General features: G+C 72.5%; 14 protein-coding genes. 4 read left to right on the top strand and 10 right to left on the bottom strand.

What is annotated here, in order from left to right:
- The first annotated feature begins 530 nt into the window (after positions 1 to 530).
- Complete coding sequence (gene trpS, locus IE136_RS06410; RefSeq protein ID WP_158994402.1) at positions 531 to 1,529, top strand: tryptophan--tRNA ligase; 999 nt, start codon at positions 531 to 533, stop codon at positions 1,527 to 1,529.
- Between the two features lie 56 nt (positions 1,530 to 1,585).
- Positions 1,586 to 2,182, top strand: a complete 597-nt coding sequence (locus tag IE136_RS06405) for a cysteine hydrolase family protein (protein WP_158988225.1) — start codon at positions 1,586 to 1,588, stop codon at positions 2,180 to 2,182.
- A gap of 23 nt (positions 2,183 to 2,205) precedes the next feature.
- Here the strand turns inward: IE136_RS06405 and proC are convergent, their stop codons facing one another.
- From proC to IE136_RS06380, 5 genes are all read right to left on the bottom strand, one after another.
- A complete protein-coding gene (gene proC / locus IE136_RS06400; protein ID WP_189599744.1) occupies positions 2,206 to 3,015 on the bottom strand; it encodes a pyrroline-5-carboxylate reductase in 810 nt (269 codons plus the stop codon).
- Between the two features lie 85 nt (positions 3,016 to 3,100).
- Complete coding sequence (locus IE136_RS06395) at positions 3,101 to 3,838, bottom strand: ABC transporter permease (RefSeq protein ID WP_189599743.1); 738 nt, start codon at positions 3,836 to 3,838, stop codon at positions 3,101 to 3,103.
- A complete protein-coding gene (locus tag IE136_RS06390) occupies positions 3,835 to 4,629 on the bottom strand; it encodes an ABC transporter ATP-binding protein (RefSeq protein WP_189599742.1) in 795 nt (264 codons plus the stop codon). Before IE136_RS06390 ends, IE136_RS06395 begins: the two co-directional genes overlap by 4 nt.
- Positions 4,630 to 4,723: 94 nt before the next feature.
- Entirely contained in the window at positions 4,724 to 5,266 is a 543-nt protein-coding gene (locus tag IE136_RS06385) for a hypothetical protein (RefSeq protein WP_373309011.1), read from the bottom strand.
- Between the two features lie 33 nt (positions 5,267 to 5,299).
- The gene (locus IE136_RS06380; RefSeq protein WP_158988230.1) at positions 5,300 to 5,626 is read right to left on the bottom strand and encodes an SH3 domain-containing protein; all 327 of its coding nucleotides are present in this window, start codon (positions 5,624 to 5,626) and stop codon (positions 5,300 to 5,302) included.
- Positions 5,627 to 5,783: 157 nt separating this feature from the next.
- Here IE136_RS06380 and IE136_RS06375 point away from each other — a divergent pair, with 157 nt between their 5' ends.
- Entirely contained in the window at positions 5,784 to 7,925 is a 2,142-nt protein-coding gene (locus IE136_RS06375) for a serine/threonine-protein kinase (RefSeq protein WP_189599741.1), read from the top strand.
- A gap of 94 nt (positions 7,926 to 8,019) precedes the next feature.
- Here the strand turns inward: IE136_RS06375 and ilvD are convergent, their stop codons facing one another.
- The 4 genes from ilvD to IE136_RS06355 form a co-directional block, all read right to left on the bottom strand.
- Positions 8,020 to 9,873, bottom strand: a complete 1,854-nt coding sequence (gene ilvD, locus IE136_RS06370) for a dihydroxy-acid dehydratase (RefSeq protein ID WP_189599740.1) — start codon at positions 9,871 to 9,873, stop codon at positions 8,020 to 8,022.
- Between the two features lie 128 nt (positions 9,874 to 10,001).
- Positions 10,002 to 10,613 carry a TetR/AcrR family transcriptional regulator gene (locus IE136_RS06365; RefSeq protein ID WP_158988233.1) on the bottom strand — a complete coding sequence of 204 codons (612 nt, stop codon included), beginning with the start codon at positions 10,611 to 10,613 and terminating at the stop codon, positions 10,002 to 10,004.
- Positions 10,610 to 11,443: a sugar phosphate isomerase/epimerase family protein gene (locus IE136_RS06360; RefSeq protein WP_189599739.1), complete on the bottom strand. Its 834-nt coding sequence runs from the start codon at positions 11,441 to 11,443 to the stop codon at positions 10,610 to 10,612. The genes IE136_RS06365 and IE136_RS06360 overlap by 4 nt, the downstream gene beginning before the upstream one ends.
- Before the next feature lie 201 nt (positions 11,444 to 11,644).
- The gene (locus IE136_RS06355; RefSeq protein WP_158988235.1) at positions 11,645 to 12,577 is read right to left on the bottom strand and encodes a Ppx/GppA family phosphatase; all 933 of its coding nucleotides are present in this window, start codon (positions 12,575 to 12,577) and stop codon (positions 11,645 to 11,647) included.
- Positions 12,578 to 12,686: 109 nt separating this feature from the next.
- Between IE136_RS06355 and IE136_RS06350 the strand changes: the two genes are divergently transcribed.
- On the top strand, positions 12,687 to 13,472 hold the full coding sequence (locus tag IE136_RS06350) for a DUF3109 family protein (RefSeq protein WP_158994404.1): 786 nt from the start codon (positions 12,687 to 12,689) through the stop codon (positions 13,470 to 13,472).
- Positions 13,473 to 13,500: 28 nt separating this feature from the next.
- Here the strand turns inward: IE136_RS06350 and IE136_RS06345 are convergent, their stop codons facing one another.
- A complete protein-coding gene (locus IE136_RS06345) occupies positions 13,501 to 15,237 on the bottom strand; it encodes a BACON domain-containing protein (RefSeq protein ID WP_189599738.1) in 1,737 nt (578 codons plus the stop codon).
- Positions 15,238 to 15,396 lie beyond the last annotated feature (159 nt).

Genomic DNA, 15,396 nt, shown 5'->3' with positions numbered 1-15,396 from the left:
GCTTTCGCGTTTCCCTTTCCGGCGGTTCCGACTCTATCAGATCCTTTCGGGCCTGATTCCCAGTCAGCGGGAGTTGTCTTTGCGGCTGTTGGGCCGTTCCGACGAGTGAGACTTTAGCGGATTCCTGGCCGCCGACGCTAATCGGGGACTCGCGTTCAAACCTTCGAACGTGGATTCCTCATTTCGCAAAAACGCACAGAAAGCACGACGGCGCGATGAAGCGGCGTCAGCTCCTGATGGTTCTTGCGGAATCGCTGTCCGGGGCCGACCGGGGTCGGTGCTCACGTCGGACAACTCGGAGAACACTACGGACGCGTTAATCCCGTGTCAACCCCGGGCCCTGGGCGTACGCTCCGCGTATGACTACGCACGCGTGCACCCTTCAGTGGTGGGCCGCCTGACGGCGGCCTGAGACACGCATGCGCTCAGCGGCCGCCGCCTCGGCGGCCGTTCGCGTTTCCCCCTCCGGGAGCCGGCCGTCGGGCCGGCGGCCGCTCCGACACAGGAGCAGGAGAGGGAAAGGACGCATGATGAAGCGGATCTTCAGTGGGGTAAAGCCGACCGGACATCTGACGCTGGGCAACTACCTCGGGGCCGTACGGCGGTGGGTCGAGGATGATCAGCACCGGTCCGACGCGCTGTTCAGCGTCGTCGATCTGCACGCGCTCACCGCGGAACACGATCCGGCGCGGGTGCGACGGCTCAGTCGGCAGGCGGCGACACTGCTTCTCGCGGCGGGACTCGATCCGAGGCTGTGCACCGTGTTCGTCCAGAGTCATGTGGACGAACACGCCCGGCTCTCGTATCTGCTGGAGTGCACGGCCACGGACGGCGAGCTGCGGCGGATGATCCAGTACAGGGAGAAGGGCGCTCGGGCACGGGCCGCCGGGGAGAGCGTGCGGCTCTCCCTGCTGACGTACCCGGTGCTGATGGCGGCGGACATCCTGGCCTACGGGACCGAGGAGGTTCCCGTGGGTGACGACCAGACGCAGCACGTGGAGCTGACCAGGGATCTGGCCGTGCGGTTCAACCAGCGGTACGGGCACGTGTTCACCGTGCCGAAGGCGACGCACCCGGCGGTGGCCGCTCGTGTCATGGATCTGCAGGACCCTCGCTCGAAGATGGGGAAGTCGCACGAGAACGGGACCGGGATCGTCTATCTGCTGGACGACGCGGAGACGGTCCGGCGGAAGATCATGCGGGCGGTGACGGACAGCGGGCGGGATGTCGCGTACGACCGGGAGGCGAGTCCGGGCGTGGCGAATCTGCTGGATCTGTTGGCCGCCGCGACGGGTGGGAATCCGGAGGTGCTGGCCGGTGCATACGAGTCCTACGGATCTTTGAAGAAGGACACGGCGGACGCGGTCGTCGAGCTGCTGAGGCCGGTCCGGGAGCGGCATGCGGAGCTGGCTGCCGATCCGGGACATGTGGATCAGGTGCTGCGGGACGGCGCCGAGCGGGCCCGGGGGATGGCGCGGCCCCTGGTGGACCGGGCCTATCGGGCGATCGGGTTGATGCCGGCGGGGTGAGGAAGCGCGGTGCGGTGGCCGCGCGGGCCCCTGGTGAGGGGGGCAGCATCGTAGGTATGGAGATTGCGGAGAACGCGGCGCTGATCGTCGTCGATGTGCAGAAGGGCTACGAGGAGGAGTCCTGGGGGAAGCGGAACAACCCGGCGGCCGAGGAGAACATCGCGGCCCTGATCGACGTCTGGCAGAAGACGGGGCGGCCGGTCGTGTTCGTACGGCACGACTCGCCCGAGGGGTCGCGGTCGCCGCTGAGGAAGGGGTACGCGGGCAACGACTTCAAGGACTTCGTCGAGGAGCGGCGGGGGAAGGGAGGCGGGCGGGAGCTGCTGGTGACGAAGGCGGTGAACTCCGCGTTCTACGGGGAGCCGTCGTTGAGGCGGTGGCTGGCCGGGGAGGACATCGCGCAGATCGTGATCGTCGGCATCCAGACGAACATGTGCAACGAGACGACCGCGCGGATGGGCGGGAACCTCGGGTACGAGGTGGTGTTTCCGCTCGACGCCATGCACACCTTCGACCAGGACGGGCCGTTCGGGTGGTCGCGGAGCGCCGACGAGCTGACGCGGGCGACGGCGGTCTCGCTGCATGGGGGCGGGTTCGCGGAGGTCGTGAGGACCGAGGACGTGCTGAAGGGGGCGTCCGCCGGGACGCGCTGACCCCGGCGGGCGGGGGGTGTCGGTCAGCCGTTGCCGGAGGCGAGTTCGCGGCTGCGGTCGCGGGCGGCCTCCAGGGCCGCGATGAGGGCGGCCCGTACGCCGTGGTTCTCCAGCTCACGGATGGCGCTGATGGTGGTGCCGGCCGGGGAGGTGACGGCTTCGCGGAGCTTCACCGGGTGTTCGCCGCTGTCGCGGAGCATCACGGCGGCGCCGATGGCGGCCTGGACGATCAGGTCGTGGGCCTGGGCGCGGGGCAGGCCGAGGAGAATGCCGGCGTCGGTCATGGCCTCGACGAGGAAGTAGAAGTAGGCGGGGCCGGAGCCGGAGAGGGCGGTGGCGGCGTCCTGCTGGGACTCGGGGACGCGCAGGGTCTTGCCGACGCCTCCGAAGATCTCCTCGGTGTGGACGAGGTGCTCGGGGGTGGCGTGGCTGCCGCCGGAGATCACGGACATGCCCTCGTCGACGAGGACGGGGGTGTTGGGCATGACGCGGACGACGGGGGTGCCGGCGGTGAGCCGGTCCTCGATGAAGGAGGTGGGGATGCCGGCGGCGGCGCTGACGACCAGGCGGTCGGCGGCGACGTGGGGGGCGAGTTCGTCGAGGAGACGGCCCATGTCCTGGGGCTTCACGGCGAGGATGAGGGTGTCGGCGCGCTTGGCGGCCTCGGCGTTGCTGACGGCCTCGACGCCGTAGCGGGCGCGCAGTTCCTCGGCTCGTTCGGTGCGGCGGGCGGTGACCAGGAGGTGGGCGGGGCTCCAGCCGGCCCGGATCATGCCGCTGAGGAGCGCTTCACCGATCTTGCCGGTGCCGAGGACTGCGACGGTCTGCGTCATGGCTCTGTTCACCTCGCCGTGGATGCGTATGTGTCGCCATCCTCGCACCGTGCGCCTTCGCTCGGGGCGGGTGTCCGAGGGGCGGTCACGCCGTGCGACGGCGGAGGGTGGCGGCGCCGAGGGTGAGGACGAGCAGGGCACAGCCTGCGACGACGAGGCCGTCGCGGACGAATGCGGCGGTGATGTCGGGGTGGCGGAGGACTTCGTTCATGCCGTCGACGGCGTACGACATGGGCAGTACGTCGGAGATCGCTTCGAGGACGGGCTGCATCTGGTCGCGTGGGGCGAACAGGCCGCAGAGGAGCAGCTGGGGGAAGATCACCGCCGGCATGAACTGGACGGCCTGGAACTCGGAGGCGGCGAAGGCGGAGACGAAGAGGCCGAGGGCGGTGCCGAGCAGGGCGTCGAGGAGAGCGACGAGGAGGAGGAGCCACGGCGAGCCGACGACGTCGAGGCCGAGGAGCCGGAGGGCGAGGCCGGTGGCGAGGGTGGACTGGACGATGGCGACGAGTCCGAAGGCGAGGGCGTAGCCGGCGATGAGGTCGCCCTTGGCGAGGGGCATGGCGAGCAGGCGTTCCAGGGTGCCGGAGGTGCGCTCGCGCAGGGTGGCGATCGAGGTCACGAGGAACATGGTGATCAGCGGGAAGATGCCAAGCAGTGAGGCGCCGATGGTGTCGAAGGTCCGGGGGCTTCCGTCGAAGACGTACCGGAGCAGGACGAGCATCAGGCACGGGACGAGGATCATCAGGGCGATCGAGCGGGGGTCGTGGCGCAGCTGGCGCAGGACGCGGGCGGCGGTGGCGAGGGTGCGGGCGCCGTTCATCGCTGGGACTCCTCAAGGGGTGCTGCCGCGCGGGCGTTCGCGGCGTCGACGAGGTGGAGGAAGGCGTCCTCGACGGTGGGGGTGTCGTTGCGGCGCCGGAGGGCTTCGGGGGTGTCGTCGGCGAGGATCTCCCCTTCCCGCATGAGGAGCAGCCGGTGGCAGCGCTCGGCCTCGTCCATGACGTGGGAGGAGACGAGGAGCGTGGCGCCGCGGTCGGCGGCGATGCGGTGGAAGAGGTTCCACAGGTCACGGCGGAGGACGGGGTCGAGGCCGACGGTCGGCTCGTCGAGGACGAGGAGTTCCGGGGTGCCGAGGAGGGCGACGGCGAGCGAGACGCGGCTGCGCTGGCCGCCGGAGAGCCGGCCGGCGAGGGCGTCGGCGTGCGAGGTGAGGTCGACGTCGTGGAGGGCTCGGTCGACGGCGGTGCGGCGGTCCTCGCGGTGGGCGCGGCCGGAGAGGAGGACGGCGGCGAAGTAGTCGAGGTTCTGGCGGACGGTGAGGTCGTCGTAGACGGAGGGGGCCTGCGTGACGTAGCCGATGCGGGAGCGCAGGGCCGCGTCGCCGGCCGGGTGGCCCAGGACGTCGAGGGTTCCGGTGACCTTGGCCTGGGTGCCGACGATGGCGCGCATCAGGGTGGATTTGCCGCAGCCGGAGGGGCCGAGGAGGCCGGTGACGCGGCCCGGGGGGACGGCGAAGTCGAGGCCGCGCAGGACGGTGCGGTCGCCTCGGACGACGGTGAGGCCGTGGGCGAGGATCGCGGTCGGCGTGGCACTCTCCGAGTAATTCACCATGCGATGAATAATGCGCTCGGGGGGTGGGGTCGTCAAGCACCCCCGGGTGCCGAGTGAGCGGGGCGGGGGTGGGGTGCTTCGGCGGGTGGGGTGGTTACCTGCGCTTGGGCTTCTTGCGGGCGGCCGGGTTTCCCGCCCGGGAGCCGCGGCGCTTCTCGTACCGGGCGCGGGCCGTCTCGTACTCGGCGCGGCGCAGCTGCTCGCCGGGCGCCTCGACGAGGCAGCGGAAGAAGTAGGCGAGGAGCGAGCCGATGAAACCGATCATCTTGAGGCTGCGCAGCGAGTCCTCGCGGCCCGGGTCTCCGGGGCGGCGGACGAAGCCCTCCCAGGTCTTGCGGAAGGCGATGGTGCTGCAGATCGCGAACATGACGACCACGAGCAGGTTGACGAAACCGCCGACCTCGGCGACCTCCAGGCCCTGGTAGGCGAACCGGAGCACGAAGCACCCGGCCGCCGCGGCGACCAGCGCGCCGACCGCGAGGCCGGCCCGGCGCAGCGCGTAGCGGCCACTGTGGTCGACCCAGGTCGTCCCGAAGAAACGGATCTCCTCGGGCAGCGGGCCGGCGGGGGTGCCGCCGGCCGCGGCCTTGGGCTCGGGCCTGGGTCTGGGTTCGGCGGTCTGGTCGTCGTCGCTCACGAGGTCGATTATCCCCGGGCGGCGGGGCGGGGATCAGCCGCAGCGCTTGGCGACATAGCCGTCGTTGCCGGTGTTCACATAGGCGTCGGAGACGAATTCACCCGAGGCGATGTTGTCCCAGAGGTTCGTGGTGCCGTACGGGCCGCTGATCCACTCGCCCGGTGTCTGGCAGTAGATCGGCACGCGAACGTCCAGGCCCAGCGTCCGCACGATGCGGTACTGCGTGCCCGGGCCCGAGCGGACGTTCACGCGATACCCCGGCGCGATCGGGTAGCGCACCACGCTCATGGTGGTCACCCCGTCCAGCTCCGCGACCGCCCTCGATTCGCTCGCTTCGTCGACCGCCTTGTCAACGCCCATGGCGTCCTCCCCCGTTGTATTCGCAAGCGCTCCGCTGCGATTCACTCTCTGCGACGCGCAGGCTAGCAAGCCCCACCGACATCCCGTGCGCCATCGACTAGGCTCCGTGCGTCGCGCACGCGCGCGAACTCAACGGGGAACCACACGGGGGTGGACGATGCCGCCGTTGCGCAGTACCGGTGCGAACCGGGAAGCCGAAGAGCCCGAGTACGCCGGCGCGTACCGCCTCCAGGCATGTCTCGGCGCGGGCGGCATGGGTGTGGTGCATCTGGCCACGTCGGCCTCCGGGCTGCGGCTCGCCGTCAAGGTGGTGCACGGTCAGTACGCGGAGGACCCGGAGTTCAGGGCCCGGTTCCGCCAGGAAGTAGCCGCCGCACGCCGGGTGAGCGGAGCCTTCACCGCGCCCGTCGTGGACGCCGACCCCGATGCCGTCCGCCCCTGGATGGCGACCCTTTACGTCCCCGGTCCCACCCTCGCCGACCAGGTGAAGCGGAACGGCCCCCTCTCCCCCGCCGAACTGCGCCGGCTGACGGCCGGACTCGCGGAGGCGCTGCGCGACATCCATCGCGCCGGGGTCGTGCACCGCGACCTCAAGCCGAGCAATGTGCTGCTCACCGACACCGGCCCGAAGGTCATCGACTTCGGCATCTCCCGGCCCATGGACAGCGATCTGCACACGGAGACGGGAAAGCTGATCGGGTCGCCGCCCTTCATGGCGCCCGAGCAGTTCCAACGGCCCCGCGAGGTGGGCCCGTCGGCAGACGTGTTCGCGCTCGGCTCCGTACTGGTGCACGCGGCGACCGGGCACGGGCCGTTCGACTCCGACAGCCCGTACATCGTCGCGTACCAGGTCGTGCACGACGAACCCGATCTGTCGGGGGTCCCGGCCGAGCTCGCTCCGCTCGTCGCGCGCTGCCTCGCCAAGGAACCGGCGGACCGCCCGACGCCGGCCGAGATCATGGCGGCGCTGCTGCCGCCCTCGTACGAGGCGGCGGCGTTCATACCCGCGCAGCGGCGGCCGCTCGTTCTGCCCGAGCCGCCTTCCGGTGCCTCGGGGGCCTGGGACGCGGACACCCCGGTACGAGCACCGGCGCCCCGCCCCCGACGACGGCTCCGCCCCTGGGCCGTGACCGCCGCCGCACTCGTCGTCCTCGCGGCCGGCGGGGCGTTCGCACTGCTGAGTGCGGGCGCCCCCGAGGCTCCCTCCTCGCCCGCTCCGCACCCCGCCGAGGCGGCCGCGGCCTTCGCCACCTGGGAGACCAGCCTGCAGAAGGACGGCGAAGCCGTCGCCCCGGCCTGCACCGGCACGGCCGACGCGCTGTACTGCTCCGCCCGGGGCGTGGTGCTCGCCCGGATCGACCCCGCGACCGGCCGGGCGCTCTGGTCGCGTCCCGCGGCGGCCGGGAGCCTCGTCGCCTCGCCCCCCGTCCTCTCCGGCCGTCTGCTGAGCGCCGTCGACGCCGACGGAACCCTGCGGGCGTTCACGGCGGACGACGGCACCCCGGTCTGGGACACCGCAGGCGCCGGTCGCCGGGAAGGCGCCAACCCGGCCGGCGACACGCTCCTCTTCCCGACCTCCTCCACGGAGGTCAGGGCCGTCGACGCCGCGACGGGGAAGCAGCGTTGGCTCCGCGCGCTGCGCGGCTTCACCGCTCCCCGCTTCGGCCCCTACGACGCGGAGTCGGGCCTCGTGCCCGTCTTCGAGACGACAGGCGGCGGAGGCGGCACGTCGCTCGGGGCCCTGCGGCCACGGACCGGCGACGTCGTCTGGCGGCAGCGGCTCGATGGCGACCTCGTCCCTGTGGGGACGGGCGCGGACGGTGCCCTCTTCCTGCGCTCGACGAACGCCGACTCGCAGACGGACGCCCTCGTCCGCTTCGACCCCGCCGACCGCTCCGTGCGGCGCGTCCCGCTGCCGTACCGGCTCGACGATCCGAAGATCGCCGTACGCGGCGCCGTCGCCTATCTCCTCGACGCCTCCGGCCGCCTCACCGCCCTCGACACCGCCGCCCCGCGCGGGCGTGTCCTGTGGGAGTTGGAGACCGCCGCCGGGAACGTGTCCGCGCCCGTGCTCGGGGGCGGGGGGCGGTTGTATCTGTCCGCGGCCGACGGGCGGTTGCTCGCCGTGGACACCGCGCGGGGGGCGTTGATCGGCCAGACCGAGCCGCGGCTCGGGGACGGCAGGCTCGGGTACGCGACGAGTGTGCCCGCGCCCGTCGTCGTCGGGGAGCGGGTGTTCGGGAGCGCGCCCGACGGGTCCGTGTTCGCCGTGGACGGGCGGGATCCCGGGGGCTGGTGAGACTCCCGGCGGGGGTGCCGCGCTCACACCTACGAGAGCGGGGAGTGGGCATCCAGCCTCACTCCCCGCGTCATCGAGCCGACCGCCGCCCGGCTCAGCCGAGCTTGCTCACGTCCCGCACCGCGCCCTTGTCGGCGCTCGTCGCCATCGCCGCGTACGCCCGCAGCGCCGCCGAGACCTTGCGCTGACGGTTCTTCGGGGCGTAGACGCCGCCCAGCGCCTCGCGGCGGGCCCCCAGCGTCTCCTCGTCGACGAGGAGCTCGATCGAACGGCTCGGGATGTCGATACGGATCCGGTCGCCGTCCTCCACCAGCGCGATCGTGCCGCCGGACGCCGCCTCCGGCGACGCGTGGCCGATCGACAGGCCCGACGTACCGCCCGAGAACCGGCCGTCCGTCACCAGCGCACAGGTCTTGCCCAGGCCGCGGCCCTTGAGGAAGGAGGTCGGGTAGAGCATCTCCTGCATGCCGGGGCCGCCGCGCGGGCCCTCGTAGCGGATGACGACCACGTCGCCGTCCTTGACCTGCTTGTTCAGGATCTTCTCGACGGCCTCGTCCTGCGATTCGCAGACGACGGCCGGGCCCTCGAAGGTCCAGATCGACTCGTCGACACCGGCCGTCTTCACGACGCAGCCGTCGACGGCGAGGTTGCCGCGCAGCACCGCGAGGCCGCCGTCCTTGGAGTACGCGTGCGCCGCGTCGCGGATGCAGCCGCCGGCGGCGTCCGTGTCGAGGGAGTCCCAGCGCTCGGACTGGGAGAAGGCGGTCGCGGAGCGGACGCAGCCCGGGGCCGCGTGCCACAGCTCGACGGCCTCGTCCGACGGGGAGCCGCCGCGCACGTCCCACGTCCCCAGCCACTCCTTGACGGAGCGGGAGTGGACGGTGTGGACGTCCTCGTTGAGAAGCCCGGCACGGTACAGCTCGCCGAGGATGGCGGGGATACCGCCGGCGCGGTGCACGTCCTCCATGTAGTACGTGCCGCCGGGGGCCACGTTCGGGGCGACCTTGGCCAGGCACGGCACGCGGCGCGAGACCGCGTCCATGTCGGACAGGCCGTACTCCAGCTCGGCCTCCTGCGCGGCGGCGAGCAGGTGCAGGATCGTGTTGGTGGAGCCGCCCATGGCGATGTCGAGGGCCATGGCGTTGTCGAAGGCCGCGCGGGTGGCGATGGAGCGCGGCAGGACGGAGTCGTCGTCCTCGTCGTAGTGGCGCCGGGTGATGTCGACGACCGTGCGGGCGGCGTTCTCGTACAGCGCCTTGCGGGCGGTGTGGGTGGCGAGGACCGAGCCGTTGCCGGGGAGGGAGAGGCCGATGGCCTCGGTCAGGCAGTTCATCGAGTTGGCGGTGAACATGCCGGAACACGAACCGCAGGTCGGGCAGGCGTTCTCCTCGATACGGAGCATGTCCGCGTCGGAGATCTTGTCGTTGACGGCCTCCGACATGGCGTCGACCAGGTCGAGCGTACGGACCGTGCCGTCGACCAGGGTCGCCTTGCCGGACTCCATCGGGCCGCCGGAGACGAAGACCGTCGGGATGTTGAGGCGCAGGGCGGCCATCAGCATGCCGGGGGTGATCTTGTCGCAGTTGGAGATGCAGATCAGGGCGTCGGCGCAGTGCGCCTCGACCATGTACTCCACGCTGTCCGCGATCAGGTCGCGGGAGGGCAGGGAGTACAGCATGCCTCCGTGGCCCATCGCGATGCCGTCGTCGACGGCGATCGTGTTGAACTCGCGGGGGATGGCTCCGGCGGCCGTGATGGCCTCGGAGACGATCCGGCCGACCGGCTGGAGGTGGGTGTGGCCGGGGACGAACTCGGTGAAGGAGTTGGCGACGGCGATGATCGGCTTCCGGCCGATGTCCGCGCCAGGTACACCGGAGGCGCGCATAAGGGCGCGTGCGCCCGCCATGTTGCGGCCGTGGGTGACAGTGCGGGACCTCAGCTCGGGCATCGTCGCTCGCTCCTCGTGATGGGTGTGCTTGCCTTCGAGCGTACGCCGACGCTCCAAGATCTGGACATCACGTCCGTATGACGGACAGCATGTTCAGCTTTCGGTCACGACCCCGCCGCGCGGTCGCGTCATGCCTGGGCCAGGTAGCGCTGGAGGGTCGGGGCGACCAGCGCCACGATCTCCTCCGGGTCCGCCGAGGCCAGCGGCTCCACCTGGACGACGTACCGCAGGATCGCGATCCCGACCATGTGCGAGGCCGCCAGCTCGGCGCGGAGCTGTGGGTCCGGCACGTCGAGGTCCGCCGCCACCCGCTCCAGGAGCCGCCGCAGCACGAAGCCGCGCAGCACCTTCGCGGCCGCCTCGTGGGTGAGAGCGGAGCGGATGATCGCGAGGAGGGGGGCCCGGGTCGCGGGGTTCTCCCAGATGTCGATCACGTAGCGGGCCAGGCGTTCGCCCACGTCCTCGGCCGGGCCGCCGACGATCGCCGGGACGACGAGCGCGGGCTCGAAGGAGACCTCGATCGCTGCGGCGAAGACCTCGTCCTTCGTACCGAAATAGTGGTGCACGAGCGCCGCGTCGACACCGGCCGCCTTGGCGATGCCACGGACCGAGGTCTTGTCGTAGCCGCGCTCGGCGAACTGGGCGCGGGCCGCCTCCAGGATCCGCTCGCGCGTGCCCGGTCCGCCGCCCTCGGCGGTACGGGAAGGGCGGCCGCGGCGGCGCGGGGCCGGGTCGGTCATGACCGGCGCACCCGCGTGGGCCGCGAGGACGACGCCAGGTGCAGCCGGGTGAAGGCCAGGGCCTCGGCCAGGTCGGCCTCGCGTTCGGCCGCCGACATCGCGCGCCTGGTGTTGACCTCGATGACGACGTGGCCGTCGAAACCGGTGAGCGCCAGCCGCTCCAGGAGCTCGGCGCAGGGCTGGTTGCCGCGTCCCGGCACCAGGTGTTCGTCCTTCGCCGAGCCCCGGCCGTCGGCGAGGTGGACGTGGCCGAGCCGGTCGCCCATGCGGTCGATCATGGCGAGGGCGTCGGTGCGGGCGGTCGCGGTGTGCGAGAGGTCGACCGTGAAGTGGCGGTAGTCGTCCTTGGTGACGTCCCACTCGGGGGCGTACGCGAGCATCTCGCGGTCCTTGTACCGCCAGGGGTACATGTTCTCGACGGCGAAGCGGACGTCCGTCTCGTCGGCCATCCGCCAGATGCCGGTGACGAAGTCGCGGGCGTACTGGCGCTGCCAGCGGAACGGCGGGTGGACGACGACGGTGGAGGCGCCGAGCTTCTCGGCCGCCGCCTGGGCGCGCTGGAGCTTGACCCAGGGGTCGGTGGACCAGACGCGCTGGGTGATGAGGAGGCAGGGCGCGTGGACGGCGAGGATGGGGACCTGGTGGTAGTCCGAGAGCCGGCGCAGGGCCTCGATGTCCTGGCTGACCGGATCGGTCCACACCATGATCTCGACGCCGTCGTAGCCGAGGCGCGCGGCGATCTCGAAGGCCGTCGCCGTCGACTCCGGATAGACCGAGGCCGTCGACAGGGCGACCTTCGCATCCGGGATGCGCACCACTGGTTCTGCCACGAAGGACAGGGTACGGGGCGGGCCGGTGGCCCGGGGAGGTGGTTCCGGTCACTCGGGGTACCCGGTGGTGCGCCGTGCCGGGCCTTCCGCTTACCCGTTCCGGGCCTCCCCGGCCTCCGTCAGCGGCTTTCCGGGGCGCCGGTCCGGGCGCGGAACGGCGCCCCCTCCCGGTGAGGGAGGCGGAAAGACCGTCCGGGCGGACTACTCCTCCGGGAGGTGGTCCAGGCGGCGCAGGATCACACCCTCGCGCAGCGCCCAGGGGCAGATCTCGAGATCGTCGATGCCGAAGAGGTCCATCGCGCCCTCGGCCACCAGCGCGCCCGCGAGGAGCTGCGGGGCCCGGCCCTCCGAGACACCCGGGAGGCCGGCGCGCTGGTCGGCCGTCATCACGGCGAGCTTGGGGACCCACTCCTCCAGGGACTTGCGGGTGAGGTCGCGCTGGACGTAGAGGCCCTCCCCGGAGCCGGGGGCCCCGGCGATCCGGGCGAGCTGCTTGAAGGTCTTGGACGTGGCCACGACGTGGTCGGGCTTTCCGAAGCGGGCGAACTCGCCGACCGTCCGGGCGATCTGGGCGCGTACATGGCGACGCAGCGCCCGTACGTCCGCCGCGTCGGCCGGGTCTCGGGGCAGCCAGCCGGAGGTCAGCCGGCCGGCGCCGAGCGGCAGCGAGACCGCCGCGTCCGGCTCCTCGTCGATGCCGAACGCGATCTCCAGGGAGCCGCCGCCGATGTCGAGGAGCAAGAGCTTGCCGGCGGACCAGCCGAACCAGCGGCGGGCGGCGAGGAACGTGAGCCGGGCCTCCTCCTCGCCGGTGAGGACCTGGAGGTCGACGCCGGTCTCGTCCTTGACCCGGGCCAGGACGGCGTCGGCGTTCGTGGCCTCGCGCACCGCCGAGGTCGCGAACGGCAGCACTTCCTCGCAGCCCTTGTCCTCGGCGGCCTGGAGGGCGCCGTCGACCGTCGCGATGAGCCGCTCGACCCCGGCGGGGGCGATGGCGCCCCGCTCGTCGAGGAGCTGCGCGAGGCGCAGCTCCGCCTTGTGGGAGTGGGCGGGCAGCGGGCGGGCGCCGGGGTGGGCGTCCACCACCAGCAGGTGCACCGTGTTCGAACCGACGTCGAGGACTCCGAGTCTCATGGGCGGAACGCTACTGCTCCCCCGCGCATACGCTGGAGGTGTGCCAAAGACGAAAAAGGCGAAGCCGGGCAAAGACAGTGCCGCCAAGGCTCTCAAGCCGCCGAAGAAGCTGGGCAGGGCCCTCGGCCAGGTCGAACAGGCCGTACCGGACGAGAAGGGGCTGGACTTTCCGCGTGCCTGGGTCGAGTTCCCCGACCCGGCCGACGACGAGCAGGTCTTCCGCTGCGACCTGACCTGGCTCACCTCCCGCTGGTCCTGCGTCTTCGGCAGCGGCTGCCAGGGCATCCAGGCGGGCCGCGCCGACGACGGCTGCTGCACGCTCGGCGCCCACTTCTCCGACGAGGACGACGAGAAGCGGGTCGCCTCGCACGTGGCGCGCCTCACGCCGGAGCTGTGGCAGTTCCACGACGTCGGTACGGAGACGGGCTGGACGCAGACCGACGAGGACGGCGACCGGCAGACCCGCCGCTGGGAGGGCTCGTGCATCTTCCAGAACCGGCCGGGCTTCGCGGGCGGCGCCGGCTGCTCGCTGCACATCCTGGCCCTCAGGGAGGGCAAGGAGCCGCTGGAGACCAAGCCGGACGTCTGCTGGCAGCTGCCGGTGCGCCGGACGTACGACTGGATCGAGCGGCCCGACGACACCAAGATCCTCCAGGTGTCGATCGGCGAGTACGACCGGCGCGGCTGGGGCCCGGGCGGGCACGACCTGCACTGGTGGTGCACGTCGGCGACCTCGGCGCACGGGGCCGGTGAGCCGGTGTACGTGACGTACCGGCCCGAGCTCACGGAGCTGATGGGCAAGGCGGCGTACGACGTGCTGGTGAAGCTGTGCGAGGCCCGGCTGGCCTCCCAGCTGCCGCTGGTGGCCCCGCACCCCGCCGACCCGGTCCGCTAGCACCGGGGCAAGCACCGGCTCGCACGACTCACGGCGAGGCAGGCGGGGACTCCGGGTCGCTCGGGGTTCCCGGGTCGGTCGTCGTCGGCGGCGGCTCCTCCGTCGTCGGGGGCGGGGTCGTCGGGTCCGTGGACGGCGGGGTCGTGGGATCCGTCGTCGGCGGCGGCTCCTCGGTCGTCGGCGGCGGCGTGGTCGGATCCGTGGACGGCGGGGTCGTGGGATCGGTCGTCGGCGGCTCCTCCGTCGTGGGCGGCGGGGTGGCCGTTCCGTACCCGCCGATCCGTACCACCGCGCCCGAGGGGTTCACCCCGATCCGCGCCGACCAGGCGCCCGCCGGCTCGTGCGCGTGGTCCACGGAGATCCGGACCGTCACGGACTCGCCCGGCCGCAGGGTGCCGGAGGCCTGGTCCACGTACAGCCAGGGCGCGTCCGTCCACAGCGACCAGTCGACGGGGGAGCCGCCGGAGGCGGTGAGCGTGAGGAACGTCGTGTCGCCGTCGCCCTGCGCGGTGACCGTGATCCGCCCGGCGCCCGGCTGCCCGGGCAGCGACGGCCCGACCGGTCCGCCCGGGCTGATCACCTCGACGGAGACGTCCGGGGACCGGCTGCCCTGGGTGAAGCGCGGGTCGGGGGTGGTGCGGGCGTTGCCCGCGATGTCGTAGCGGTCGTACGGGGTGCCGTCGAGGCTCACCTGGTCGTCCGCCTCGCGCGCGGTGACGGGGGCGCCCTCGCGGCCCTCGCCGGTCATCGGTCCGCCGCGGTACGAGGCCCACAGGGCGATCACCGGGGCGGCGACCACGGCGGCAACGACGGTGGTCGTCACCGCCCGAGCCCGGATCCGGTCGCGGCGGGCCGCGTGGTCCTTGGGGTCCATGGGGAATCCGGCCGGGCCGAAGCGCGGGGCGCCGCCCCGCGTGCGGGGGGCGTGCAGCATCGCGGCGTACGCGGCCGCGCGGGGCGCCGCCACGAGGGGGAGCCGGCCGGGGGTGACCGTCGCCGCGCCGGGCCACGGCCCGCCCGCGCCCGCGCGCTCGGCGGCCCTGCGGCAGCGGGGGCAGTCGTCGACGTGGCGGACCAGTTCGGCGCGCAGGGTCGCGGAGAGCAGGACCTGGTGGTCACCGGTGAGCCGGGCGACGGTGGGGCAGTTGCCGGTCTCGACGACCGCGAGGGCGGCACGGGTCCGTTCCACCTCGCAGGCGGCCGAGGCGAGCAGCTCGCGCGCGGCGAGGGCGTCCAGGGAGAGCACGGCGGCCACTTCGCGGTGGCCGAGGCCGTGGCGGACGGCGAGCTCCAGGGCCTCGCGCTGCTCGGGGGTGGTGCCCGCGGCCTCCGGCCACGCCAGCAGCGCCAGTTCGGCGCGGCGGCGCTCGGCGACCTCCTCCGGGACCCGGGGCGGCTCGGGCGCGACGACGGCGGGGCGGCCGGTGTGCGCGCCCTGCCGCTTGCGTCGCTGCTCGGCGAGGCTGCGCAGACAGGCCCAGCGGGCGAGCGCGTAGAGCCATGCCGTGCGGCCGTTCCCGTCGGCCGGACAGCGGCTCTGGTGGCGTTCGGCGGTGGCGAGGACGTCACCGAGCACGGTGGTCGCCACGTCGTGGTCGCAGAGCACCGAGAGGCAGTAGGTGAACAGGCCGTCCAGATACGCCTCGTAGCGGGCGGGCGGGTGCTGGCCGAGGGTGCGGGGTCCGTCGTCGCTTCGGCGATGCGCCCGATGCGCCCGGTGTGCGCCGGTGGTGTTCGTGGGGGTTTCCAGCCTGCTGCTCGTCACTGGGCGACCGTAGGCAAGACGGCGGGGTCTCTTCGTACCGCTTGCACACTTTTAATCCATACGGGTGAAGGTATCGCCCGAAAGGGGACAGGAACCCGGCATTCCGCTGCCGAGGGACAGGGGGAGCGACGGGCGCCGGACCGGTTGTCAGTGGGGGCC

Source organism: Streptomyces lateritius (genome assembly GCF_014649715.1).
GTDB lineage: Bacteria > Actinomycetota > Actinomycetes > Streptomycetales > Streptomycetaceae > Streptomyces > Streptomyces lateritius.
Note: the sequence above shows the minus strand (reverse complement) of the source record. Positions and strands in the feature narration are given on the sequence as shown.